The 22994-nt window shown below is 61.9% G+C and carries 20 protein-coding genes; 17 read left to right on the top strand and 3 right to left on the bottom strand.

The window, feature by feature from the left end; all coding sequences use genetic code 11:
- Positions 1 to 175: 175 nt before the first annotated feature.
- Together RlegSU303_RS06125 and alr are read left to right on the top strand one after the other, a co-directional pair.
- Positions 176 to 1672, top strand: a complete 1497-nt coding sequence (locus RlegSU303_RS06125) for a replicative DNA helicase (RefSeq protein ID WP_063474885.1) — start codon at positions 176 to 178, stop codon at positions 1670 to 1672.
- Between the two features lie 98 nt (positions 1673 to 1770).
- Positions 1771 to 2931 (top strand): alanine racemase, encoded by a 1161-nt coding sequence (gene alr, locus RlegSU303_RS06120; protein ID WP_094086316.1) that lies wholly within the window; start codon positions 1771 to 1773, stop codon positions 2929 to 2931.
- A 9-nt stretch (positions 2932 to 2940) separates the two neighbouring features.
- On the opposite strand, the gene RlegSU303_RS06115 is transcribed toward alr, so the two are convergent.
- Positions 2941 to 3576, bottom strand: coding sequence for a LysE family translocator (locus RlegSU303_RS06115; RefSeq protein ID WP_151519030.1), 636 nt, complete (start codon positions 3574 to 3576; stop codon positions 2941 to 2943).
- Positions 3577 to 3736: 160 nt separating this feature from the next.
- Between RlegSU303_RS06115 and radA the strand changes: the two genes are divergently transcribed.
- The 4 genes from radA (at position 3737) to RlegSU303_RS06095 (ending at position 8311) form a co-directional block, all read left to right on the top strand.
- Entirely contained in the window at positions 3737 to 5137 is a 1401-nt protein-coding gene (gene radA, locus RlegSU303_RS06110) for a DNA repair protein RadA (RefSeq protein ID WP_003547017.1), read from the top strand.
- Positions 5138 to 5226: 89 nt separating this feature from the next.
- Positions 5227 to 5853 (top strand): CvpA family protein, encoded by a 627-nt coding sequence (locus RlegSU303_RS06105; RefSeq protein ID WP_017959796.1) that lies wholly within the window; start codon positions 5227 to 5229, stop codon positions 5851 to 5853.
- A 148-nt stretch (positions 5854 to 6001) separates the two neighbouring features.
- Positions 6002 to 7492: an amidophosphoribosyltransferase gene (gene purF, locus RlegSU303_RS06100; protein ID WP_025393957.1), complete on the top strand. Its 1491-nt coding sequence runs from the start codon at positions 6002 to 6004 to the stop codon at positions 7490 to 7492.
- 78 nt (positions 7493 to 7570) lie between these two features.
- Positions 7571 to 8311 (top strand): SDR family NAD(P)-dependent oxidoreductase, encoded by a 741-nt coding sequence (locus tag RlegSU303_RS06095; RefSeq protein WP_017959795.1) that lies wholly within the window; start codon positions 7571 to 7573, stop codon positions 8309 to 8311.
- Positions 8312 to 8339: 28 nt separating this feature from the next.
- On the opposite strand, the gene RlegSU303_RS06090 is transcribed toward RlegSU303_RS06095, so the two are convergent.
- Positions 8340 to 9089 carry a glycoside hydrolase family 25 protein gene (locus tag RlegSU303_RS06090; protein WP_131629214.1) on the bottom strand — a complete coding sequence of 250 codons (750 nt, stop codon included), beginning with the start codon at positions 9087 to 9089 and terminating at the stop codon, positions 8340 to 8342.
- 352 nt (positions 9090 to 9441) lie between these two features.
- Here RlegSU303_RS06090 and cysS point away from each other — a divergent pair, with 352 nt between their 5' ends.
- The 7 genes from cysS (at position 9442) to rarD (ending at position 16138) form a co-directional block, all read left to right on the top strand.
- Entirely contained in the window at positions 9442 to 10833 is a 1392-nt protein-coding gene (cysS, locus tag RlegSU303_RS06085; RefSeq protein WP_065279467.1) for a cysteine--tRNA ligase, read from the top strand.
- Complete coding sequence (locus RlegSU303_RS06080; RefSeq protein ID WP_131644683.1) at positions 10830 to 11306, top strand: GFA family protein; 477 nt, start codon at positions 10830 to 10832, stop codon at positions 11304 to 11306. Before cysS ends, RlegSU303_RS06080 begins: the two co-directional genes overlap by 4 nt.
- Entirely contained in the window at positions 11303 to 11791 is a 489-nt protein-coding gene (locus tag RlegSU303_RS06075) for a GFA family protein (RefSeq protein WP_094086322.1), read from the top strand. The genes RlegSU303_RS06080 and RlegSU303_RS06075 overlap by 4 nt, the downstream gene beginning before the upstream one ends.
- The gene (locus RlegSU303_RS06070; RefSeq protein WP_017959789.1) at positions 11788 to 12264 is read left to right on the top strand and encodes a GFA family protein; all 477 of its coding nucleotides are present in this window, start codon (positions 11788 to 11790) and stop codon (positions 12262 to 12264) included. The genes RlegSU303_RS06075 and RlegSU303_RS06070 overlap by 4 nt, the downstream gene beginning before the upstream one ends.
- A complete protein-coding gene (pip, locus tag RlegSU303_RS06065; protein ID WP_094086323.1) occupies positions 12261 to 13223 on the top strand; it encodes a prolyl aminopeptidase in 963 nt (320 codons plus the stop codon). Before RlegSU303_RS06070 ends, pip begins: the two co-directional genes overlap by 4 nt.
- 181 nt (positions 13224 to 13404) lie before the next feature.
- A complete protein-coding gene (gene cimA, locus RlegSU303_RS06060; RefSeq protein WP_017959787.1) occupies positions 13405 to 15018 on the top strand; it encodes a citramalate synthase in 1614 nt (537 codons plus the stop codon).
- A 208-nt stretch (positions 15019 to 15226) separates the two neighbouring features.
- Positions 15227 to 16138, top strand: a complete 912-nt coding sequence (gene rarD / locus RlegSU303_RS06055) for an EamA family transporter RarD (protein ID WP_020485980.1) — start codon at positions 15227 to 15229, stop codon at positions 16136 to 16138.
- Positions 16139 to 16249: 111 nt separating this feature from the next.
- Here rarD and RlegSU303_RS06050 read toward each other — a convergent pair whose 3' ends face one another.
- The gene (locus RlegSU303_RS06050) at positions 16250 to 16873 is read right to left on the bottom strand and encodes an LOG family protein (protein ID WP_003558142.1); all 624 of its coding nucleotides are present in this window, start codon (positions 16871 to 16873) and stop codon (positions 16250 to 16252) included.
- A gap of 155 nt (positions 16874 to 17028) precedes the next feature.
- Here RlegSU303_RS06050 and RlegSU303_RS06045 point away from each other — a divergent pair, with 155 nt between their 5' ends.
- The 4 genes from RlegSU303_RS06045 (at position 17029) to pssA (ending at position 22895) form a co-directional block, all read left to right on the top strand.
- A complete protein-coding gene (locus RlegSU303_RS06045; RefSeq protein ID WP_131629213.1) occupies positions 17029 to 19047 on the top strand; it encodes a LysM peptidoglycan-binding domain-containing protein in 2019 nt (672 codons plus the stop codon).
- A 212-nt stretch (positions 19048 to 19259) separates the two neighbouring features.
- Entirely contained in the window at positions 19260 to 21137 is a 1878-nt protein-coding gene (locus RlegSU303_RS06040) for an ABCB family ABC transporter ATP-binding protein/permease (protein ID WP_131629212.1), read from the top strand.
- Between the two features lie 134 nt (positions 21138 to 21271).
- The gene (locus RlegSU303_RS06035) at positions 21272 to 21970 is read left to right on the top strand and encodes a phosphatidylserine decarboxylase (protein ID WP_131629211.1); all 699 of its coding nucleotides are present in this window, start codon (positions 21272 to 21274) and stop codon (positions 21968 to 21970) included.
- Positions 21971 to 22049: 79 nt separating this feature from the next.
- On the top strand, positions 22050 to 22895 hold the full coding sequence (gene pssA, locus RlegSU303_RS06030; RefSeq protein ID WP_003558134.1) for a CDP-diacylglycerol--serine O-phosphatidyltransferase: 846 nt from the start codon (positions 22050 to 22052) through the stop codon (positions 22893 to 22895).
- The last annotated feature ends 99 nt before the right edge of the window (positions 22896 to 22994 follow it).

Raw genomic sequence — 22994 nt, 5'->3', positions numbered from 1 at the left:
TGCGGGTGACACTGCCAGTATTTCTCCTTTGTGCCGCCCAAGACTGTGGAGAAGTCGAACAACGTGCACAGCGTTCAGGATTTAGGCGAAGCGAGCCCCCGCTCCTTTCGTAGCCTCTTGATTTTCGCGTCCGGAATTGCAAATCCGGAGCTGGAAAAAGACAGAACGGATGATGATGAACGACGCCGCTCGAAAGATTGCAGCTGTTGCTCCGTCGGAGCAGCATTATCGCGAAGCACCCAACAATATCGAAGCCGAGCAGGCGCTTCTGGGTGCGATCCTGATGAACAACGACGCCTATTACCGGGTGTCGGACTTCCTGAAGCCGATCCATCTCTATGAACCGCTGCACCGGAAGATCTTCGAGGTTGCCGGCGATATCATCCGCATGGGCAAGATCGCCAATCCGGTGACGATCAAGACCTTCCTGAAGGCCGACGAGAAGGTCGGCGACATGACGGTTTCGCAATATCTGGCGAGCCTGGTCAGCAATGCCGTCACCGTCATCAATGCCGAGGATTACGGCCGGGCGATCTACGACCTGGCGCTGCGCCGGGCGCTGATCACCATCGGCGAGGACGTCGTCAACATCGCCTATGACGCGCCGCTCGACATGCCGCCGCAGTCACAGATCGAGGATACCGAACGCCGCCTCTTCGAACTGGCGGAAAACGGCCGCTACGACGGCGGCTTCCAGGCCTTCAACGATGCGGTTGCGCTGGCGATCGACATGGCGGCCGTGGCCAAGGAACGCGACGGCGGGCTTTCCGGCATTTCCACCGGCATCCATTCGCTGGATTCCAAGATGGGCGGCCTGCAGCGGTCGGACTTGATCGTGCTTGCCGGACGCCCCGGCATGGGCAAGACCTCGCTTGCCACCAACATCGCCTACAATATCGCCGCCGCCTACGAAGGCGAAGTCCAGTCGGACGGCAGCATGAAGGCGAAGAACGGCGGCGTCGTCGGCTTCTACTCGCTCGAAATGTCGTCCGAACAGCTCGCCACCCGTATCATCTCCGAGCAGACCGAAGTCTCCTCCTCGAAGATCCGCCGCGGCGACATCAACGATGCCGATTTCGAAAAGCTCGTCGCCTGCTCGATGATGATGCAGAAGGTGCCGCTTTATATCGACCAGACCGGTGGTATCTCGATTGCCCAGCTTTCGGCCCGTGCGCGCCGTCTGAAGCGCCAGCGCGGCCTCGACGTGCTTGTGGTCGACTACATTCAGCTGATGACCGGCTCGGGCAAATCCAGCGACAACCGCGTGCAGGAAATCACCCAGATCACCACCGGCCTGAAGGCGCTCGGCAAGGAGCTCAACGTTCCGATCATCGCGCTGTCGCAGCTCTCGCGTCAGGTCGAAAGCCGCGACGACAAACGGCCGCAGCTGTCCGACCTTCGCGAATCCGGCTCGATCGAGCAGGACGCCGACGTCGTGCTCTTCGTGTTCCGCGAGGAATATTACGTCAAGAATTCGGAGCCGCGCGACATCCACGATCCGAAATATCCGGAATGGGAAGCGCTGTTCGACAAGGTGAAGGGCACAGCCGACGTCATCATCGCCAAGCAGCGCCACGGGCCGACGGGCACGGTGAAGCTCGCCTTCCAGGCGGAATTCACGCGTTTTGCCGATCTCGCCGATCCCTCCTTCACTCAATATGAAGAGCACTGATCGTGCGGATGCTGCAATGCAGCGCCGGGCTTTCCCTTGACATAGTTGATCTTTAAACTGGCCGGAGAATCTTCTCCGGCCTCTTTTCGATGTGAATCATGAGCGAATTTATCGACGCCCCCGAAGACGACAATTTTGCCTCGGCCGGCCTGCGGCTGACCGTCGACCTGACCGCCCTGACGGAGAACTGGCGCGACATGGCGCGCCGCTCCGGTGCGGCGCGCGCTTCGGCAGTCGTCAAAGCGGATGCTTACGGCATGGGCATCGAGGATGCCGGCGAAGCGCTGTATATGGCCGGCGCGCGCGACTTCTTCGTCGCGACCGTCGACGAGGGCGTAACACTTCGCCTCTATGCGCCCGAGGCGCGCATCTTCGTGCTTTCAGGCATCTGGCCGGGCACCGAGCGGCGCTTCTTCGAAAACGATCTGGTGCCGGTGATTTCCTCCGACGAACAGCTCGCCTTCTGGATGGCGGTGCTTGCCGATTACGGCGACTACCCCTGCGCGCTGCATGTCGATACCGGCTTCAATCGGCTCGGACTGCATATCGACGATGCGATCGCGCTCGCCGACGACGTCTCGCGGCCGGCGAGCTTCGCGCCCGTGCTTGTCATGAGCCACCTCGCCTGCGCCGACGATCCCACCCATGCGATGAACCGGCAGCAGCTCGAATCATTCCACAGGGTTAGCGCCGCCTATGAAGGCATCGATTCAAGTCTTGCGGCCTCGGCCGGCATCTTTCTCGGCGAGGATTATCACTTCGACCTGACCCGCCCCGGCATCGCGCTCTATGGCGGCGAAGCGGTCAGCGGCATGGTAAACCCGATGCGGCCGGTCGCGACGGCGGAAGCGCGCATCATTCAGGTGCGCAGCGTCGAAGCCGGCGAGACCGTCAGCTATGGGCGGGCGCTGCAGCTTCGCCGTGAAAGCCGGTTGGCGGTCGCCTCTGCCGGCTATGCCGACGGCTACATGCGCAGTCAGTCGAGCGGCGGTGTGCCGTTGCGCCAGGTGGTGCCGCAAGGCGGGCAAGGCTTCATCGCCGGACAGAAGGTCCCGGTTGCCGGCCGGATCACCATGGACCTGACGATCTTCGATATCACCGACCTGCCTGACAACGCCGTGCGCACCGGGGATTATGTCGAACTGTTCGGAAAGAACATGCCGGTGGACGATGTGGCGCGGGCATCCGGCACGATCGGATACGAGATCCTGACCGGCATGGGGCTGCGCCACGAGCGGCGCTACGTGGCCGAGGAATAGCCTTCCTATTCAGCGGCTGCTGAGGGCGAGACGGACACCGAGCGCCACGAAAAGTGCACCGAGGCCGCGATCGAGCCAGAGGCCGATTTTTTGATTATGCCTGATTGCATCCGCAAGGCGCCCGCCGAGAAGGACGAGCGGCGGTTCGATGAAGGCTGCGACGACGATGATGAGCCCGCCATGCAGCATGAGCTGCGCCCATGCCGGTCCTGCCCCTTCGACGACGAATTGCGGCAGGAAGGCCAGGAAGAATATCGCCACTTTCGGATTGAGCAGCGACACCAGAATTCCCTGCCGATAGATTCTTGCAACCGGCAATTTTTCACCAGCAGCCTTTATCAGGCCATCGCCGCCACGGGAGCGCAAAGCCTGGATGCCGAGCCAGACGAGATAGGCGGCGCCGATCCATTTGACCGTGGAGAAGGCGACGGCGGAAGCGGCAAGTATGGCCGAGAGACCGAGTGCAGCCATCAGCACGTGCAGGCAGGCGCCGGACCAGACGCCGAACAGCGCGGAAAAACCGGCACGTTTTCCGCTTCTCATCGTGTGACCGAGGATGAAGGCGATATCGGGTCCAGGCGAAAGGTTCAGCAAAACCGCTGCCGACAGAAATGCAAGCCAGTGCGCAAACGAATAATCGAACATTTTCCACCGTTCCGAATGAGGAGCAAAGGATAGGCATGGGTGCGCTGATGGGGAAATCATTAGTTTTGATCCGTCGCGATAGCCATTATCTCAAGCACGATAATGATTCGGTGAAGCGGCGCGTCGCTTCGCTCGGGAACCCGGACTGAAAGAGTAATGGATGGCGAAGGCCAGGACACAATTCATCTGCCAGAGTTGCGGCACGGTTCATAACCGCTGGGCTGGCAAATGCGAGAACTGCGGCGAGTGGAACACCATCGTCGAGGAAGACCCGATGGGCGGGATCGGCTCCGGTCCCGGTAAGACACCGAAGAAGGGCCGACCGGTGGCGCTGACGGCGCTCTCCGGCGAGATCGAGGAGGCGCCACGCATCCATACCGCCATGTCGGAGCTCGACCGGGCGCTCGGCGGCGGTTTCGTGCGCGGTTCGGCGGTGCTGATCGGCGGCGATCCCGGCATCGGCAAATCGACGCTGCTGATGCAGGCCGCCGCCGCCCTTGCGCGGCGCGGCCACAAGATCATCTACGTCTCCGGCGAAGAAGCCGTGGCGCAGGTGCGGCTGCGGGCGCAACGCCTTGCGGCGGCCGATACCGATGTGATGCTGGCAGCCGAAACCAATGTCGAGGATATTCTGGCGACGCTCGCAGAGGGCAAGCGGCCGGACCTCGTCATCATCGATTCCATCCAGACGCTGTGGAGCGAACTTGCCGAGTCCGCGCCGGGAACGGTGACGCAGGTGCGCACCGGCGTGCAGGCAATGATCCGTTTCGCCAAGCAGACAGGGGCCGCCATGGTGCTCGTCGGGCATGTGACCAAGGACGGGCAGATCGCCGGGCCACGCGTCGTCGAGCACATGGTCGACGCCGTGCTCTATTTCGAAGGCGACCGCGGCCATCACTACCGCATCCTGCGCACGGTCAAGAACCGCTTCGGCCCGACCGACGAGATCGGCGTCTTCGAAATGTCCGACAGAGGCTTGCGGGAAGTCGCCAATCCTTCCGAGTTGTTCCTTGGTGAGCGCAACGAAAAATCGCCGGGTGCTGCCGTCTTTGCCGGCATGGAAGGCACCCGCCCCATTCTCGTCGAGGTGCAGGCGCTGGTGGCCCCAACCTCACTCGGCACGCCGCGCCGCGCCGTGGTCGGCTGGGATTCGGCACGGCTGTCGATGATCCTGGCGGTGCTGGAAGCCCATTGCGGCGTCAGGCTCGGCCAGCACGACGTCTATCTCAACGTCGCCGGCGGTTACCGCATCTCCGAACCGGCGGCCGATCTTGCCGTCGCCTCGGCGCTCGTTTCCTCGCTTGCCGGTATTGCCCTTCCTGCCGATTGCGTCTATTTCGGCGAAGTCAGCCTGTCGGGTGCCATCCGGCCGGTTGCGCACACCGCCCAGCGTCTCAAGGAAGCCGAGAAGCTGGGTTTTTCCGCAGCGCTGCTTCCATCTGCCTCCGCCGAATTGCCGAAGGGCTCCGGCGGGCGCTGGAGCGAAGTCGCAAGCCTGCCGGATCTGGTCGCGCGCATCGCCGGATCGAAGGGAGCGCTGCGTGTGGAAGACGACGTTTGATCCTTTCATTGCCAAGAGTGGTGATGATATAGGAGCACACGATAAGGCACGACACGGCCGCCAAGCGGCAGTCCTGGAGTTGAATTTACATGCCCATTACGATTTTCGACGGTATTGTCATCGGCGTCGTGCTCTTCTCCGCCGTGCTGGCGATGGTCCGCGGCTTTTCGCGCGAGATTCTTTCGATCGCGAGCTGGGGCGGTTCGGCCGCCGCTGCCTATTATCTCTATCCGTACCTGCTGCCCTATGCGAAGAAATATACCGATGACGATCGTATCGCGATCGTCGGTTCGGCAGCGGTCGTCTTCCTGATCGCGCTCATCGTCATCTCCTTCATCACGATGAAGATCGCGGATTTCATCATCGACAGCCGTGTCGGCGCACTCGACCGCACGCTCGGCTTCCTGTTCGGGGCAGCGCGCGGCGTGCTGCTCCTGGTCGTTGCCGTCGCCTTCTGGAACTGGCTCGTCGATGCCGACCACCGTCCGACCTGGGTCAACGAAGCGAAGTCGAAGCCCTTCCTGGATTCGATGGTCGTGAAGCTGAAATCGGTTCTGCCGGAGCAATTTGCCCAGATGATACCGGAAAGCATCCGTGATAAGCTGCAGCCGCCGGCACAGGGCGCCGAAGGTACCACTCCGCCGACGGGCGACCAAGCTCCGGCGGAAGACGCACCGACCGCGCCTGCAGACGGCGCGCAGCAGCCGGCGAATTGACACAGTGTTCAAGAGCTTGACCCGCCTTCCGGCAATCGCCATTTGAGCGGGACGTGAAATGAGGGTCCGGCCGAGCATTCCAGCTCCGCCGGGCTCAGCTATTTCTGGAAATGCCGATCCATTCTTGTGAGAGCAGAGGCCCGCAGAAATGAACCAGTCCCATTCCTTCCCGACCGACGATCCGCTCGACGGAGATACACTGCATGAAGAATGCGGGGTTTTCGGAATTCTGGGACATCCCGATGCCGCCGCGCTCACCGCTCTTGGCCTGCATGCTCTGCAGCACCGTGGACAGGAAGCGGCCGGCATCGTCTCCTTCGACGGCAAGCGCTTTTATCAAGAGCGCCACATGGGCCTTGTCGGCGACCATTATACCAATCCGATGACGCTGGCCCGCCTGCCCGGCAGCATTACGATCGGTCATACCCGCTACTCGACAACCGGCGAAGTAGCCATGCGCAACGTGCAGCCGCTCTTTGCCGAACTGGAAGAAGGCGGCATCGCCATTGCCCATAACGGCAATTTCACCAACGGCCTGACGCTGCGCCGCCAGATCATCGCGACCGGCGCCATCTGTCAGTCGACCTCCGATACCGAAGTCGTCCTCCACCTCATCGCCCGTTCCCGCCACGCTTCCACGTCCGACCGCTTCATCGATGCCATTCGTCAGATGGAAGGCGGCTACTCGATGCTGGCCATGACGCGCACCAAGCTGATTGCCGCGCGCGACCCGACCGGCATCCGCCCACTCGTCATGGGAGAATTCGACGGCAAGCCGATCTTCTGCTCGGAGACCTGCGCGCTCGACATCATCGGCGCCAAGTTCATCCGTGACGTTGAGAACGGCGAGGTTATCATCTGTGAAATCCAGCCCGACGGTTCGATCAGCATCGATGCGCGCAAGCCCAGCAAGCCGCAGCCGGAACGCCTCTGCCTGTTCGAATATGTCTATTTCGCTCGCCCGGACTCGGTCGTCGGTGGCCGCAACGTCTACACGACGCGCAAGAGCATGGGCATGAACCTTGCGAAGGAATCGCCCGTCGATGGCGACGTGATCGTGCCGGTGCCGGATGGCGGCACGCCGGCGGCGCTCGGCTATGCGCAGCAGAGCGGCATCCCCTTCGAATACGGCATCATTCGTAACCACTATGTCGGGCGCACCTTCATCGAGCCGACGCAGCAGATCCGCGCCTTCGGTGTGAAGCTGAAGCATTCGGCCAACCGGGCAATGATCGAAGGCAAGCGCGTGGTGCTGGTCGATGATTCCATCGTGCGTGGCACGACGTCTCTCAAGATCGTCCAGATGATCCGTGAAGCCGGGGCGCGCGAAGTCCATGTCCGCGTCGCAAGCCCGATGATCTTCTTCCCGGATTTCTACGGCATCGACACGCCTGACGCAGACAAGCTGCTGGCAAACCAATATGCCGATGTCGAAGCCATGGCCAAATATATCGGCGCGGATTCGCTCGCCTTCCTGTCGATCGACGGCCTCTATCGCGCCGTTGGCGGTGAGGATCGCAATCCGGTCCGGCCGCAGTTCACCGACCATTATTTCACCGGCGACTATCCGACCCGCCTGCTCGACAAGAACGGCGAGTCCATGGGCAACAAGATTTCCATGCTTGCCAGCAACGGCTGACACGGCGCGCCGGTTTTTCCATTGTCCATTCCGAGGGGTGCATCGCACCCCTCTCCCTTCGTGAGGGAACACAACGTCATGAATATCAATCTTGAGGGCAAGATCGCACTCGTCACCGGTGCGTCGCGCGGCATCGGCTATTTCACGGCGCTGGAACTTGCCAAAGCCGGCGCCCATGTGATTGCCTGCGCACGCACGGTCGGCGGGCTTGAGGACCTCGACGATGCGATCAAGGCTGTCGGCGGCACGGCGACGCTCGTGCCCTTCGACCTTGCCGACATGAATGCGATCGATGCGCTCGGCGGCTCAATCTTCGAGCGCTGGGGCAAGCTCGACATCCTCGTCGCCAATGCCGGCGTGCTCGGCGTCATTTCGCCAATCGGCCATATCGAAGCGAAGGTGTTCGAGAAGGTGATGACCATCAACGTCACCGCAACATGGCGGCTGATCCGCTCGGTCGACCCGCTGCTCGCCCGCTCCGATGCCGGCCGTGCGGTGATCCTGTCTTCGGGTGCCGCTCACAAGTGCCGCCCCTTCTGGGGCGCCTATTCCGCTTCCAAGGCTGCGGTCGAAGCGCTGGCACGCACATGGGCCGGCGAAAGTCAAAGCACACCGCTGCGGGTCACCAGCGTCGATCCGGGGGCGACACGCACGGCGATGCGGGCGCAGGCGGTGCCCGGCGAAGATCCCCAGACGCTGCCGCATCCCTCCGAGGTCGCAAAGGCGATCCTGCCGTTGCTCGGGCCTGGTGTGACGGAGACGGGCAAGTTGTTCATCGTCCGGGAGAACAAGCTTGTCGATTATCGCCTGCCGGAATAAGCCGGACATTTCAGATAGGCCGGACATTTCAGTTCGCTGCAACGGCGGGGAACAGATGCGCCAGGCCCGTTGCCGACGGGCATAGCGCATTGAGGTCAACCGGTCCCTGGATGCCGTCCAAGGTGCCGTTGTCGGCAAATTGCCAGATTGACCAATGACTGCACTCTTCCTGCCTCGGTTCCCTGAACACGCTGCGCAGCCATAGATAGTGGTCGGGAAAGCGCGATTCATTGCCTTTCAGATATTGATCGAAGAACTCCTGCGTGACGTAGAAAACAGGCTTCTCCGGAAAGGTGCCCTTCAGCTCTGTGAAGAAGGCGTTCACCTCGGCAGCCATTTCCTCGAGCGTCGGGATTTTGTTGCAATTGCCGACAAACTCCAGATCGACGGCGATCGGCAGAGTTCCCTGCTCCTTCGGCACGGTCGCCAGGACATTCTGCGCCTGATCCTTGCCCGGACGGCAGAAGGTGAAGAAATGATAAGCGCCCCTGACCACTCCAGCATCTCCGGCGCGCTGCCAGTTGTCGGCGAACTTGGAATCCCGATGGTCTCCGCCTTCGGTCGCCTTCATGAAGGCGAAACGGACATTCGGCTGCGCGGCAACGGCCTTCCAATCGATATCGCCCTGGTGATGGCTGACATCGATGCCTTGGATTGGATAGTTGCTGAGAGAGGGATTGTTGAAGCGAAGCATGCCGAAATCGTATGCGAAATATGCAGCGAATGCGACCACCAGAACTGCAGTCGCTCCGATCGTCGATCGGGCAAGTCTCCGCATCCCTTCCTCCTATTTTCAACAGCTTCTCAACTGGCTATGCGAGATTTGTGAGCCGAAAATGGCGGACGAATTTCAAGAGCGCGCTAATGGGTTTCAAAGACGTTGGTTGCTGCCATCGATTCACCGGATAGATGTATCCTGTTGCCGATGGATCGCTCTTCGCCCCTTGACCGGAAGCGCGAACCGGGCCATAAAACCCGCCATGAAAACGGTTATTTGCATTATCTGCCGGAAGATTATTCGCTAGCGCGAGCGCTGGCCCGGCCGTTTTCGTCTCCCAAATAGTCAAGATGCGAAACGCCCCGGTCCGCCGGTCGCGATATTTTTCTGATCGTGCCTTTGGGAGAGTGAAATGGACGCGACGCCGGAACTGAAGCTATACAACACGCTGACGCGGGAAAAATCGGTCTTTTCGCCGATCGATCCCAACAATGTCCGCATGTATGTCTGCGGCCCGACCGTCTATGACTTCGCTCATATCGGCAATGCCCGGCCAGCCATTGTCTTCGACATGCTGTTCCGGCTGCTGCGCCATGCCTATGGCGAAGATCACGTCACTTATGCCCGCAACATTACCGACGTCGACGACAAGATCAATGCGCGGGCGCTTCGCGACCATCCGGGCTTGCCGCTCAATGAAGCGATCCGCGCGGTCACTGAAAAGACCGAGACGCAATATCACGCGGATGTCGCCGAACTCGGCTGCCTGGAGCCGAGCTTCGAGCCGCGCGCCACCGACAATATCGTTGAGATGACCGAGATCATCGAGAAGCTGATCGGCAACGGTCACGCCTATGTCGCATCAGGGGAAGTGCTGTTCGACACCAAATCCATGGCGGATTACGGTCAACTTTCGAAGCGCCCGCTCGACGAGCAGCAGGCCGGCGCCCGCATCGCCGTCGACGCGCACAAGAAGAACCCGGGTGATTTCGTGCTCTGGAAGCTGTCGAGCCACAACGAGCCCGGCTGGGAGAGCCCGTGGGGCCGCGGCCGGCCCGGTTGGCACATCGAATGCTCGGCGATGAGCAAGCGTTATCTCGGCGACGTCTTCGACATTCATGGCGGCGGGCTGGACCTGATCTTCCCGCATCATGAAAACGAGATCGCCCAGTCGCGCTGCGCCCACGGCACCGAGGTGATGGCGAACGTCTGGATGCATAACGGCTTCCTGCAGGTCGAAGGCCGCAAGATGTCGAAATCCGAAGGCAATTTCGTCACCATCCACGAGTTGCTGCACACAGACATCTTCGGCGGCCGCAGCTGGCCGGGCCAGGTGCTACGCCTTGCCATGCTGATGACGCATTACCGCGAGCCGATCGATTTTTCGATCAAGCGGCTGGAAGAAGCCGAACGGCTGCTCGCCAAATGGCCGGCGGCAGAAGCCGGCGATGCGGCGCCCGATGAAACCGTGCTGAACGCGCTTTCCGACGACCTCAATACGGTCGCGGCGGTGCAGGCATTGCATGCGCTGGCCCAGGCTGCCCATGCGGATCCCACAGCCCGTGCCGTCTTTGCCGCAACGGCCGACCTTCTGGGCCTGTTGCCGAAAAAGATGGAAATCGACGAAGCCGTCGCATCGGCAGTCGATGCGCTGGTTGCGATGCGTCTCGAAATGCTGAAGGCGAAGAACTTCACCGAGGCCGACAAGATCCGCGACGAACTGGCTGCAAAGGGCATCCAGTTGAAGGACGGCAAGGATGCGGTGACCGGCGAGCGCGTGACGACGTGGGAGGTCAAGAGATGACGACCTATACCGGCGGCTGCCAATGCGGAGCGATCCGTTTCCGCGTCAGCGGCGACATCAAAGATTCGTCGATCTGTCATTGCCGCATGTGCCAGAAGGCGTTCGGGGCCTATTATGCGCCGCTGGTCTCGGTGCGCGGCGCCGATTTCGAATGGACACGCGGAGAGCGGAAAAGATTCCGCTCTTCCAATTTCGTCGAGCGCGGCTTCTGCGGCGATTGCGGCACGCCGCTCACCTATGAGGCGCCGGATGGAGTGGCGGTAGCTGCAGGCGCATTCGACGATCCGTCATCCCTTCCTCCCACCATTCAATGGGGCGTGGAAGGCAAGATCGGCTTCGTCGATCATCTGCACGAATTGCCCGGAGAGCGAACCGAGGCGGATCTGGCTGCAGGCTCCTTCCTCAACGAACTCGTTTCCTATCAGCATCCCGACCACGATACGCCGGTCTGGCCGCCGGAGGATCGCACTTGACCGGCGTGGCGAAGCAGACGGGCGGATGCCAGTGCGGGGCGGTCCGTTATCGGGCCAGCGGCGAGCTCGGCTACCCACACATCTGCCACTGCCGCATGTGCCAGAAAGCCGCCGGCAATTATTTTCTGCCGCTTGCAGCGGCCATGCGTAAGGATTTTGAGCTGACGCGCGGCGCCCCGAAATGGTTTCAGTCCTCGGATCTGGTGCGGCGCGGTTTCTGCGGCGATTGCGGCACGCCGCTGTTCTACGATATTCCCGAGGCGGACTTCATCAACATCACGCTCGGCTCGCTCGACGAGCCCGATACGGTCAAGCCGGTGATGCAATCGAATACCGGCCGCAAGATGTCCTGGTTTCATGCGCTCGACGGTCTGCCGCTGGAACCACAGCCTGAAACGCCCGACCGCGAAAACACGATCGCGGCAAGCAACCATCAGCACCCCGACCACGACACGCAAAATTGGCCCCTCGGAGAAACCTCATGACGGACACGATAAAAACAGGCGGATGCCAGTGCGGCGCGGTGCGCTTCCGCATATCAGGCAGGCTGGGGCGGCCCTCGATCTGCCATTGCCGCATGTGCCAGAAACAGTTCGGCGGCTTCTTCTCCGCGCTGGTCACCGCGCCTGAGGAAGGGATGGAATGGACGCGCGGCGAGCCGAGCTACTTCCAGTCCTCGGTCAATATCGAACGCGGCTTCTGCAGCAATTGCGGCACACCGATGGCCTATCGCCATCCGGGCGGGCTGGAGCTTGCGATCGGCACCTTCGACGACCGCAGCGACCTCGCACCGCTGATCCAGGTCAACTACGAGGCACGCCTGCCCTGGGTGGAGACGATTTTCGAGGCGCCGGTGCTGAAGGATCAGGATTTCTACGCACGACAGGAGGCGATCATCTCCTTCCAGCATCCCGACCACGACACGGAAGTCTGGCCCGCAAAAGGCGTGAAGATATGACCGAGATACTGCGCACGCTCTATCCCGAAATCGAACCCTATGCTTCCGGCCATCTCGATGTCGGCGACGGCCATGTGATCTATTGGGAGCGCTCGGGCACGCCCGGCGCCAAGCCTGCCGTCTTCCTGCATGGCGGTCCGGGCGGCGGCATCTCACCCGCCCATCGCCGGCTTTTCGATCCCACTCTCTACGACGTCATGCTGTTCGACCAGCGCGGTTGCGGCAGGTCGACGCCGCATGCGGAACTCCATGCCAACACGACCTGGCACCTCGTCGCCGATATCGAGCGGCTGCGCGAGATGGCCGGCGTCGACAGCTGGCAGGTGTTCGGCGGTTCCTGGGGTTCGACGCTGGCGCTCGCCTATGCCGAGACGCATCCGGAGCACGTCTCCGAGCTCATCCTGCGCGGCATCTACACGCTGACCAAGGCCGAGCTCGACTGGTACTACCAATTCGGCGTCTCGGAAATGTTCCCCGACAAGTGGGAGCGGTTCATCGCGCCGATTCCGCCGGAAGAGCGGCATGAGATGATGCATGCCTATCATCGTCGCCTGACGCATGAGGACAGGAACGTGCGCCTTAAGGCCGCGCAGGCCTGGAGCATCTGGGAAGGCGAAACGATCACACTGCTGCCGGAACCTTCGACGAGCGGCAAGTTCGAGGAGCCGGAATTCGCCTATGCATTTGCGCGCATCGAGAACCATTTCTTCGTCCATGCCGGCTGGATGGACGAGGGACAGTTGATCCGCGATGCCGGCAGGCTCAGGGATATTCCGGGCGTCATCGTACATGGACGCTACGACATGCCCTGCCCGGCCAAATATGCCTGGCTGCTGCACAAGGCCTGGCCGAAGGCAGAGTTCCACCTGATCGAGGGCGCGGGCCATGCCTATTCGGAGCCGGGGATTCTCGATCAGCTGATCCGGGCGACGGATAAGTTTGCCGGGAAGCAAGACTGATCGTTGGCATTGGGGGCAGCCCCTCACCCTAACCCTCTCCCCGCCCGCGGGGAGAGGGGACGTGCCCCGCGATACGGTGCGGCATATCCCTTCTCCCCGTCATAACGGGAAGAAGGTGGCGGCAGCGGATGAGGGGCAGCATCCGCACTTCATAACAACCCGCCTGGCGGGAGGAAACGACATGAAGGAACGCATCTATCTCTTCGACACGACGCTCCGGGACGGGCAGCAGACGCCCGGCATCGATTTCTCCGTCGAGGACAAGATTGCGATCGCCGCCATGCTGGACGAGTTCGGCATCGATTACGTCGAGGGCGGATATCCCGGCGCCAATCCGACGGATACGGCCTTCTTCAGCGAGAAACGCACCAGCCAGGCCAGCTTCGTCGCCTTCGGCATGACGAAGCGGGCGGGCGTTTCGGTCTCCAACGATCCCGGCATTGCCGGGCTGCTGCAGGCAAAATCCGACGCCATCTGTTTCGTCGCCAAGAGCTGGGATTATCATGTCGCGGTGGCGCTCGGCTGCACCAACGAGGAAAACCTCGAATGCATCGCCGAAAGCGTCAAGGCGGCGGTTGGCGCGGGCAAGGAGGCGATCGTCGATTGCGAGCATTTCTTCGACGGCTTCAAGGCCAATCCGGCCTATGCGCTTGCCTGCGCCAAGACGGCCTATGAGAGCGGCGCCCGCTGGGTCGTGCTCTGCGACACCAATGGCGGCACGCAGCCGCCGGAAGTGCGGGCGATCGTCGAGGCGGTGATCGCCTCAGGCGTTCCCGGCCACTGTCTTGGCATCCATGCGCATAACGACACCGGCCAGGCGGTCGCCAATTCGCTTGCCGCCGTCGACGCCGGCGTCCGGCAGATCCAGGGCACGCTGAACGGTATCGGCGAGCGCTGCGGCAATGCCAATCTGGTGACGCTGATCCCGACGCTGGCGCTGAAGAGCGCCTACAACACACGTTTCGAAACGGCGATCGACGAGGAGCGGCTGCTCAACCTCACCCGGTTCTCGCATGCCTTCGACGAGCTGCTCAACCGCTCGCCCGACCACCAGATGCCCTATGTCGGCGCTTCCGCCTTCGCCACCAAGGCAGGCATCCACGCATCGGCGCTGCTCAAGGATCCGCGGACCTATGAACACGTGCCGCCGGAAACCGTCGGCAATTTCCGCAAGGTCATGGTGTCCGACCAGGGCGGCAAGGCGAACTTCATCAATGCGCTGAAACGGCGCGGTATCGCGGTCGCCAAGGATGATCCGAAGCTCGACCTGCTTATCTCCATCGTCAAGGAGCGTGAATCCATCGGCTATGCCTATGAGGGCGCGGATGCGAGCTTCGAGCTGCTGGCGCGCCGCACGCTCGGCACGATCCCGGAATTCTTCACCATCGAAGGCTTCCGCGTGATGATCGAGCGCCGCTTCGACAGTCTCGGCCGAGTGAAGATCGTCTCGGAGGCGGTGGTGAAGATCACCATCGACGGCCAGACGCTGATGTCGGTGGCCGATGCCGAAGGCCCGGTCAACGCGCTCGACCTCGCGCTGCGCAAGGATTTCGGCAAGTACCAGCACGAGATCGACGATCTGGTGCTCGCCGATTTCAAGGTGCGTATCCTCAATGGCGGCACGGAGGCAATCACCCGCGTGCTGATCGAATCCACCGACAGCGACGGGGTGCGTTGGTGGACGGTCGGCGTCTCGGAGAACATCATCGACGCTTCGTTCCAGGCGCTGATGGATTCGGTCATCTACAAGCTGATGAAGAACCGGCAGCTGGCGGGCAAGATCGCGGCGGAATAAACCTATTCCGCCGGCTCGGCGATAGGGTCCCAGCCCTCGCCCAATACCATTCGCTTCCTTCGGACGCCGCCCCCCACCGCAGGGCGTCGGATCATCTCGCCCGTCTCCCGGTTCAAATCCTCTCACCCTTCATTCAACGAAATGAATTGGCCTATTCACGGCGCTTAAGCTAGGCCGGATCAGAAGAAGAACAAAGATGGAAACACCGATGTCGACCGATGCATCCGTTCCGTTGGCCAAGAACGAAGACAGTCCGCGCGGGTTCGCCTTCGCGCTGACGGCCTATCTGCTCTGGGGCTTCCTGCCGATCTACATGAAGGCGGTGGCGCATATCTCGCCGGCCGAGGTGATCGCCCATCGCATCGTTTGGTCGCTGCCGCTGGCGGGCATCGTGCTGATCGTGCTCGGGCGCACGCAGGATATCCGCGCAGCGCTCAGTTCGCCGCGCATGCTGGCGATGGCGGCGCTGACGGCGTCGCTGATCACCGTCAACTGGGGCACCTATGTCTGGGCGATCGGCGCCGGCCATTCGCTCGATGCAGCACTCGGTTATTTCATCAATCCACTGTTCAGCATCTTCCTCGGCGCAGTGTTCCTCAAGGAAAAGCTGCAGCCGCTGCAGATTGCGGCGATCGCGCTTGCGGCGCTTGCCGTCGCCATTCTCGCACTGGACAGCGGCGGCATCCCGTGGGTGGCGCTGACGCTGGCGGTCAGCTGGGGTTTCTACGCCCTGTTGCGCAAGACGCTGCCGCTCGGGCCGAACCAGGGCTTCTTCCTCGAAGTGCTGATCCTCAGCGGGCCGGCCCTCCTCTACATCCTCTATCTCGAATTCGGCGGCCAGGGCCACCTCTACCGCACCGGTCTTGCAGATACGACCCTGCTGCTCGGCTGCGGCGTCATCACCGCCGTGCCGCTGATGATCTATGCGAACGGCGCCAAGCTCTTGAAACTCTCGACGATCGGCATCATGCAGTATATCGCGCCGACGATGATCTTCCTGATCGCGGTCTTCGTCTTCCACGAGCCATTCGGCACGGCACGCATGATTGCCTTCCCGCTGATCTGGGCGGGGCTGTTCCTCTATAGTTGGTCGATGCTGAAGGGAAGCCGGGAGCGTTAGAGCAATTCCAGCAAAAGTGCGCAGCGGTTTTGCATCCGGGATTGCGTAAAACAAAAGCTTGGAGCGGTTCGGCGCTTCCGTGAAAGCCGAACCGCTCCAAAGGCGCGCGCGCTACATCTTCGAAATTACTTCGTCCTCGCCGTCACGATCGGCGGCGAGTTGGGCTGCCTGGGCCATGATCGCCGGAATGATGCCGGAGATCTCGTCGACGACGAGCGGCTGCACCCGGTGGGCAGTGTGCAGGAAGCCTTCTTCAGTCATATGGCGCATCAATTCCATCATCGGATCCCAGAAACCGTTGACGTTGGCAAAGACCATCGGCTTCTCGTGGCGACCGAGCTGCGCCCAGGTCATGATCTCGACGATCTCCTCCAGCGTACCGATGCCGCCGGGCAGCGCGACGAAGGCATCGGAGCGCTCGAACATGGTGTGTTTGCGCGCATGCATGTCAGGGGTTACAATGAGTTCGTTCAGCTGACCGAGCGAGTGGCGAGTCGCTTCCATATCGATCAGGAATTCGGGAATGATGCCCGTGACCTGACCGCCGCCTGAAAGCACGCCGCTGGCAACCGCGCCCATGATGCCTTTGGTACCCCCGCCATAGACGAGGCGCAGGCCGTATTCGGCGATCTCTCTTCCGAGAGCACGCCCGGCCGCCATGTGGGAAGGATCGCGTCCCGGCCTTGAGCCGCAGTAAACGCAGATGGATCGAATCGATACAGATTGTTCGGTCATGAGGGCAAAACAACTATTCCATTTCAATGCAGTCAAGAAAATTGACTGAAAAGCAGCGTGCCTAGCTTGCCTAATTGCTTTGAATGCTTGTGGAAAGCAACGGGAATCGCTAGCAATTTTGGGTACTACGGCAAATTGCCGCCTTGGGAGACATAATGATGAAGAACCGTGCCGGCTTGCTGGCCCTTGCAGTCCTCGCAATCGCAATCCTACTGATGGTGTTTGTCGTTATGCCGCGCATCGGCGGCGATGCAACCAAGGTCGGAGACGCCATCAACCAGGCGAGCACGGAGGTCAAGAACACGGTTAACGAGGCGGCAAAGACATCGCGCTCCGCCGTGGGCGACACGGCTGCGGTCGCCGACAAAGTGGGTCGCCTTTCGGCCGATGCCGGCGTATCGCTCAGCGAGCTCAAGGCATTGTTTGCCGACGGCAAAGGCCCTTCCATCGATGTCTTCACTGCCGCCAAGACCAAGGCCGTGAACGCGCTGACCGCGCTTGCCGATTTCACCATTCCCGAGGGCCTCGATCCCGCGACCCAGACCCTTGCCGCCAAGGCCAAGGAAGGCGGCGCGAAGGCGCTCGCCATCATCCGGTCGCTGCCCGAGAACATCGCCGATGCGCTTGCCGCGATCGCCAAGGCCGAGGTTGCGCTGACCGGTGCGCCGGAGACCGCCCCTGGGACGAATACGGCGGCGGAAAATACCGGCCCGAAGCTTCCTGCCTTCGACGTATTGCGCGTCGAGCCCGACGGATCGACGGTGATTGCCGGTTCCGCCGAGCCGAACGGCAAGCTCGAGGTGCTCGACGGCGAGAAGGTGGTGACGACGGCCAATGTCGATGCAAGCGGCGATTTTGCTGCCGTTCTCGACGATCCGCTTCCGGCCGGCGACCACCAGCTCGTGCTCAAGTTCACGGGCAAGGACGGCAAGAGCACGCTTTCCGAAGAAGTCGCGACCATTTCCGTGCCGAAGGATGGCAATGGCGCCAATCTGCTCGCCATGGTTTCCAAACCCGGCACGGCGAGCCGCATCATCACCGCGCCGAAGGCCGGAACCGAAGTTGCCGATGCTTCCAACCCAATGGCACCGCCTGCTGCACCTGCCGCAACAGCTGCAGCAACCGGCGAGCTGGCGCTGCAGACGCCGAACCTCACCGACACCCCTTCCGGCGCCGCTGATACGGCACCGGCCATTCCCGGCACCGCGGCACCTGATAAGACGAATGTGCCCGACATCATGGTCAATGCCGTCGAAATCGAGGGCAACAAGATCTTCATTGCCGGCACGACGCGCTCCAATGCCAAGGTCATCGGTTATGCCGACGACAGCCTCGTCGGCCAGGACACGGCCGGCTCCGACGGCCATTTCGTCATCGACGGGGTGGTGACGCTCTCGGTCGGCGACCACAAGATCCGCGTCGATATCGTCGATCCCGCAGGCAAGGTGATCGTGCGTGCGGCGGTGAATTTCAACCGCCCGGCCGGCGATCAGGTGAGGGTTGCCGCGCAATCGGCGCCCACCGAGGCGAACGGTGCTTCCTCGATGGTGCTGCTCGACGAAGGCGAACTCGGCAAACTCAAAGCAGAAGTCGGCAAGGCCTTCGGGCTGCTGAAGGGGCTATTTGCCGATGGCAAGCTGCCCGGCGCCGAACAGCTCGCAGCGGCGCGCTCGGCAACGGAGTTCGCGCTACGCTCGGTCGCCGACTTCCGTCCGGCGGCCGATGCGCCCGATGCCTTCAGGCAAACGTCCGGCTCGGCCTCTCAGGTCGCCGGCAATGCGCTGAAGCTGCTGCAGGGCCTGCCTGGGGATGCGAAATCCGTCGGCGCCGCACTTGAAAAACTGGGCGGGATGATCGCCGAACTCACCGCTGCACCCGCGCCGGCAACGCCATCTGCAAACGATGTCGGAAGCAACCAGCCGAAGACGATCGAACAGGCGCCGCTGACGGCAAACAATGCGGCGGTCATCATTCGCCGCGGCGACACGCTGTGGCAGATCTCGCGCCGCACCTATGGCCTCGGCGTTCGTTACACGACGATCTACATCGCCAACGAGGACAAGATCATCAATCCCGATCGGATCCGCCCTGGCCAGATTTTTGGCCTGCCGAAGGATGTCCTGCCGAATGCCGAAGAGCTGCACCGCAAGCGCATGTCCGGCCAGCATCTCTAAGCTGCTAAACAACGCGACGAGGCCGGGCGGGACAAGCGCCCGGCCTCGTCGTTTCCTTACCCCAGCAATTGTTGTATTCGTCCGCCCGGCACCCTATCTGGCGGTGGCGGCTGCGGGATATGGGAAGCGCTTTCAGGTAGGTCCCGGTTCCGCGCTCCTGCCGCCATCGAATCGCCGCAATCGCGGCAAGCTCATCCGGGCTGGAGACAAGCATGGCAAACAGCAAGACAGTCTCCGAATCCAACCTGCCGCGGACGCTTCTCAACCTTTGGCCCTATATGTGGCCGGCCGGCCGGCCCGACCTGAAAATGCGCGTCGTCTGGGCTTCGGTCTACCTGCTGATCTCCAAATTCGTATTACTGCTCGTTCCCTATTTCTTCAAATGGTCGACCGATGCGCTGAACGGCAGGATGGATCTTGCCGGCTCGGTGCCACCGCTGCTGGCCGGCGCCATCGCGCTGGTGATCGCCTATAACATCACCCGGCTGATCCAGCTCGGCCTTAACCAGCTGCGCGACGCGCTCTTTGCCAGCGTCGGACAACATGCGGTGCGCCAGCTCGCCTACAGGACCTTCGTGCATATGCACGAGCTGTCGCTGCGCTTCCATCTCGAGCGCAAGACCGGCGGGCTTTCGCGCATCATCGAGCGCGGCACCAAGGGCATCGAGACGATCGTGCGGTTCACGATCCTCAATTCGGTCCCGACCGTCATCGAATTCCTGCTGACGGCAGCGATCTTCTGGTGGGGCTACGGCTTCTCCTATCTCGCCGTTACCGCTTTTACCGTCTGGGCCTATATCTGGTTCACGATCCGCGCATCCGACTGGCGCATCGCCATCCGCCGGTCGATGAACGACAGCGATACCGACGCCAACACCAAGGCGATCGACTCTCTCCTCAATTTCGAGACCGTCAAATATTTCGGCAATGAGGAGATGGAGGCAAAGCGTTTCGACAAATCGATGGAACGCTACGAAAAGGCGGCGACCGATGTCTGGACCTCGCTCGGCTGGCTGAACTTCGGCCAGGGCGTCATCTTCGGCATAGGCACGACGATCATGCTGGTGCTGTCGGCGCTGGCAGTGCAGCGCGGCGAGCAGACGGTCGGCGATTTCGTCTTCGTCAATTCGATGCTGCTCCAGCTTTCCGTACCGCTCAACTTCATCGGCTTCGTCTACCGCGAAATCCGCCAGGGGCTGACCGACATCGAGCAGATGTTCGATTTGCTTGAGGTGCAGACCGAAGTCAAAGACGCGCCCGATGCGACCGAACTTCGGATCGGCCAGGGCGCAATCTCCTTCAAGGACGTGCACTTCGCCTATGATGCGGCCCGTCCGATCCTGAAGGGCATTTCCTTCGAGGTGCCGGCCGGCAAGACCGTCGCCGTCGTCGGCCCGTCGGGTGCGGGCAAATCGACGCTGTCGCGCCTGCTCTATCGTTTCTACGATATCCAGAGCGGCGCAATCACCGTCGACGGTCAGGATATCCGCACGGTGACGCAGAAGAGCCTGCGCTCGGTGATCGGCATGGTGCCGCAGGATACCGTGCTCTTCAACGACACGGTCGCCTACAACATCCGCTACGGCCGCACATCGGCCAGCGACGGCGAAGTCTTTGCCGCCGCCGAGGTGGCGCAGATCGCGCATTTCATCGAAACGCTGCCCGAGGGTTTCGAAACCAAGGTCGGCGAGCGCGGGCTGAAGCTTTCGGGCGGCGAGAAGCAGCGGGTGGCGATCGCCCGCACCATCCTCAAGGCGCCACCGATCCTGATCCTCGACGAGGCGACATCGGCGCTCGACACGACGACGGAACGGGAAATCCAGGAGGCGCTCGACCTGGTTTCAAAGAACCGGACGACGCTTGTTATCGCCCACCGGCTTTCGACTGTCATCAGCGCCGATGAAATCATCGTGCTCAAAAGCGGCGAGATCGCCGAGCGCGGAACACATGCCGCCCTCCTCGAAAGGAACGGCCTTTATGCCTCGATGTGGAACCGCCAGCGCGAGGCGACACAGGCGGAGGAACATCTGAAGCAGGTGCGCGAAAGCGACGACCTCGGCGTGATAACGCGGCTTGCTCCGGCAAGCTGAGATGGGAAACCGACGCCGGCCGACTTTTGTTGTTCAGAAACCCGGCGTGGGAACCAGGGCCGAGGCCACAGCATTGCCCCAGAGACGGTTTTTCGCTAACCAGCAAAAATGAAAACGCAAGGAGACCGGCAGCCATGAGCCTGTTCAACACGGTTCGCAACACGATCGTCCCCGTGCACAAGGAGGGTTATCCCTTCGTTGCCGCCTTCTTCGTCGCGTCGCTGGTCTTGGGCTGGATCTTCGAGCCGCTCTTCTGGATCGGCATGATCTTCACGCTCTGGTGCGCCTATTTCTTCCGTGATCCGGAGCGCGTGACCCCGCAGGACGACGACCTGGTGATCTCTCCCGCCGATGGCAAGGTGTCGGCGATCCAGATGGTGACCCCGCCGGCCGAGCTCAACCTCGGCTCCGAGCCGATGCTGCGCATCTCGGTCTTCATGAACGTCTTCAATTGCCATGTGAACCGGGCGCCGATGCGCGGGCGCATCGTCAGCATCAACTACCGCTCCGGCAGCTTCGTCAACGCCGAGCTCGACAAGGCGAGCGAAGACAATGAGCGCAACGGGCTGGTGATCGAAACCCAGCACGGCCAGATCGGCGTCGTGCAGATCGCCGGCCTCGTCGCACGGCGCATCCTTTGCTGGGCAAACCCCAACGAGCCGCTGGATGCCGGCGAGCGCTTCGGGCTCATCCGTTTCGGCTCGCGGCTCGATGTGTTCCTGCCCGCCGGTGCCGCGCCACGCGTCTCGCTCGGCCAGACGGCGGTTGCGGGAGAAACCGTCATCGCCGAATTCGCCTCCGCCAAGGGTCCCGTTATCAGCCGCCGCAGCTAGAGCGGTTCAGCTTTTCACGGAAGTGCAGAAGCGCTACGCACTGTAGCTGGAATTGCCTTAGGAACGATTGGAACGCGATATGGAAACGCCTTTTCCGCCTTTCGAGCCCAATGGGCCGGATGATTCCGCCCGCGGCCCGCGTCTGCGCGAAATCCCGCTCCGGCTCGTCTTTCCGAACCTCATCACTATTCTGGCGATCTGCGCCGGATTGACCGGCATCCGGCTGGCTTTCGAGAATCGTTACGAGCTCGCCGTCTCCATGGTGCTGCTCGCCGCCTTCCTCGACGGCATCGACGGGCGCGTGGCACGGCTGATGAAGGCGACCTCGAAGTTCGGCGCGCAGATGGATTCGCTTGCCGACATCGTCAATTTCGGCGTCGCACCCGCCCTCGTCGTCTATGTCTTCGCGCTCGACCAGGCGCGCTCGCTCGGCTGGATTGCCGCCCTGATCTATGCGATCGCCGCCGGGCTTCGCCTTGCCCGCTTCAATGTCATGGCCGAACGCGAGAACAAGGCGAGTTGGCAATCGGAATATTTCGTCGGCGTGCCGGCGCCGGCCGGCGCCATGCTGGTGCTGCTGCCGGTCTATCTCGGCTTCCTCGGGTTGGCGACGGACCGCACCTTCGCCTATCTTTCGTCGATCTACACCGTGCTCATCGCCTTCCTGCTAATCAGCCGGCTGCCGGTCTGGTCGGGCAAATCGGAAGGCAACCGCTTGCGGCGCGATCTCGTACTGCCGATGATGCTCGGCGTCGTGCTCTATGTGGCTCTGCTAATGAGCTACACCTGGGAGGTGATGGTCTTCACCGTTGCCGCCTACCTCATATCGCTTCCCTTCGGCGCGCGGAAATGGCGGCGGAAATACGGGACGCTGACGATCGAGGAACCCGGCATCGGCGACGACGATATCGGCCGGCACATCTGATCTGCTAGCATTTCCGGATCTCTTCGAATGACGGAAATGCTTCTCTCCCTTCGTTCTGACGTATCCCCGGGAAAAGCATGCGCTTTATCCGGGTGAAAA

The organism is Rhizobium sp. SU303 (assembly GCF_021052345.1).
GTDB lineage: Bacteria > Pseudomonadota > Alphaproteobacteria > Rhizobiales > Rhizobiaceae > Rhizobium > Rhizobium laguerreae.
Note: the sequence above shows the minus strand (reverse complement) of the source record. Positions and strands in the feature narration are given on the sequence as shown.

Bases quoted from the DNA above. Each gene is read 5' to 3' on its own strand.
- RlegSU303_RS06125 (WP_063474885.1), top strand. From the start codon at position 176: ATGAACGACGCCGCTCGAAAGATTGCAGCTGTTGCTCCGTCGGAGCAG.
- alr (WP_094086316.1), top strand. From the start codon at position 1,771: ATGAGCGAATTTATCGACGCCCCCGAAGACGACAATTTTGCCTCGGCC.
- RlegSU303_RS06115 (WP_151519030.1), bottom strand. From the start codon at position 3,576: ATGTTCGATTATTCGTTTGCGCACTGGCTTGCATTTCTGTCGGCAGCG.
- radA (WP_003547017.1), top strand. From the start codon at position 3,737: ATGGCGAAGGCCAGGACACAATTCATCTGCCAGAGTTGCGGCACGGTT.
- RlegSU303_RS06105 (WP_017959796.1), top strand. From the start codon at position 5,227: ATGCCCATTACGATTTTCGACGGTATTGTCATCGGCGTCGTGCTCTTC.
- purF (WP_025393957.1), top strand. From the start codon at position 6,002: ATGAACCAGTCCCATTCCTTCCCGACCGACGATCCGCTCGACGGAGAT.
- RlegSU303_RS06095 (WP_017959795.1), top strand. From the start codon at position 7,571: ATGAATATCAATCTTGAGGGCAAGATCGCACTCGTCACCGGTGCGTCG.
- RlegSU303_RS06090 (WP_131629214.1), bottom strand. From the start codon at position 9,089: ATGCGGAGACTTGCCCGATCGACGATCGGAGCGACTGCAGTTCTGGTG.
- cysS (WP_065279467.1), top strand. From the start codon at position 9,442: ATGGACGCGACGCCGGAACTGAAGCTATACAACACGCTGACGCGGGAA.
- RlegSU303_RS06080 (WP_131644683.1), top strand. From the start codon at position 10,830: ATGACGACCTATACCGGCGGCTGCCAATGCGGAGCGATCCGTTTCCGC.
- RlegSU303_RS06070 (WP_017959789.1), top strand. From the start codon at position 11,788: ATGACGGACACGATAAAAACAGGCGGATGCCAGTGCGGCGCGGTGCGC.
- pip (WP_094086323.1), top strand. From the start codon at position 12,261: ATGACCGAGATACTGCGCACGCTCTATCCCGAAATCGAACCCTATGCT.
- cimA (WP_017959787.1), top strand. From the start codon at position 13,405: ATGAAGGAACGCATCTATCTCTTCGACACGACGCTCCGGGACGGGCAG.
- rarD (WP_020485980.1), top strand. From the start codon at position 15,227: ATGTCGACCGATGCATCCGTTCCGTTGGCCAAGAACGAAGACAGTCCG.
- RlegSU303_RS06050 (WP_003558142.1), bottom strand. From the start codon at position 16,873: ATGACCGAACAATCTGTATCGATTCGATCCATCTGCGTTTACTGCGGC.
- RlegSU303_RS06045 (WP_131629213.1), top strand. From the start codon at position 17,029: ATGATGAAGAACCGTGCCGGCTTGCTGGCCCTTGCAGTCCTCGCAATC.
- RlegSU303_RS06040 (WP_131629212.1), top strand. From the start codon at position 19,260: ATGGCAAACAGCAAGACAGTCTCCGAATCCAACCTGCCGCGGACGCTT.
- RlegSU303_RS06035 (WP_131629211.1), top strand. From the start codon at position 21,272: ATGAGCCTGTTCAACACGGTTCGCAACACGATCGTCCCCGTGCACAAG.
- pssA (WP_003558134.1), top strand. From the start codon at position 22,050: ATGGAAACGCCTTTTCCGCCTTTCGAGCCCAATGGGCCGGATGATTCC.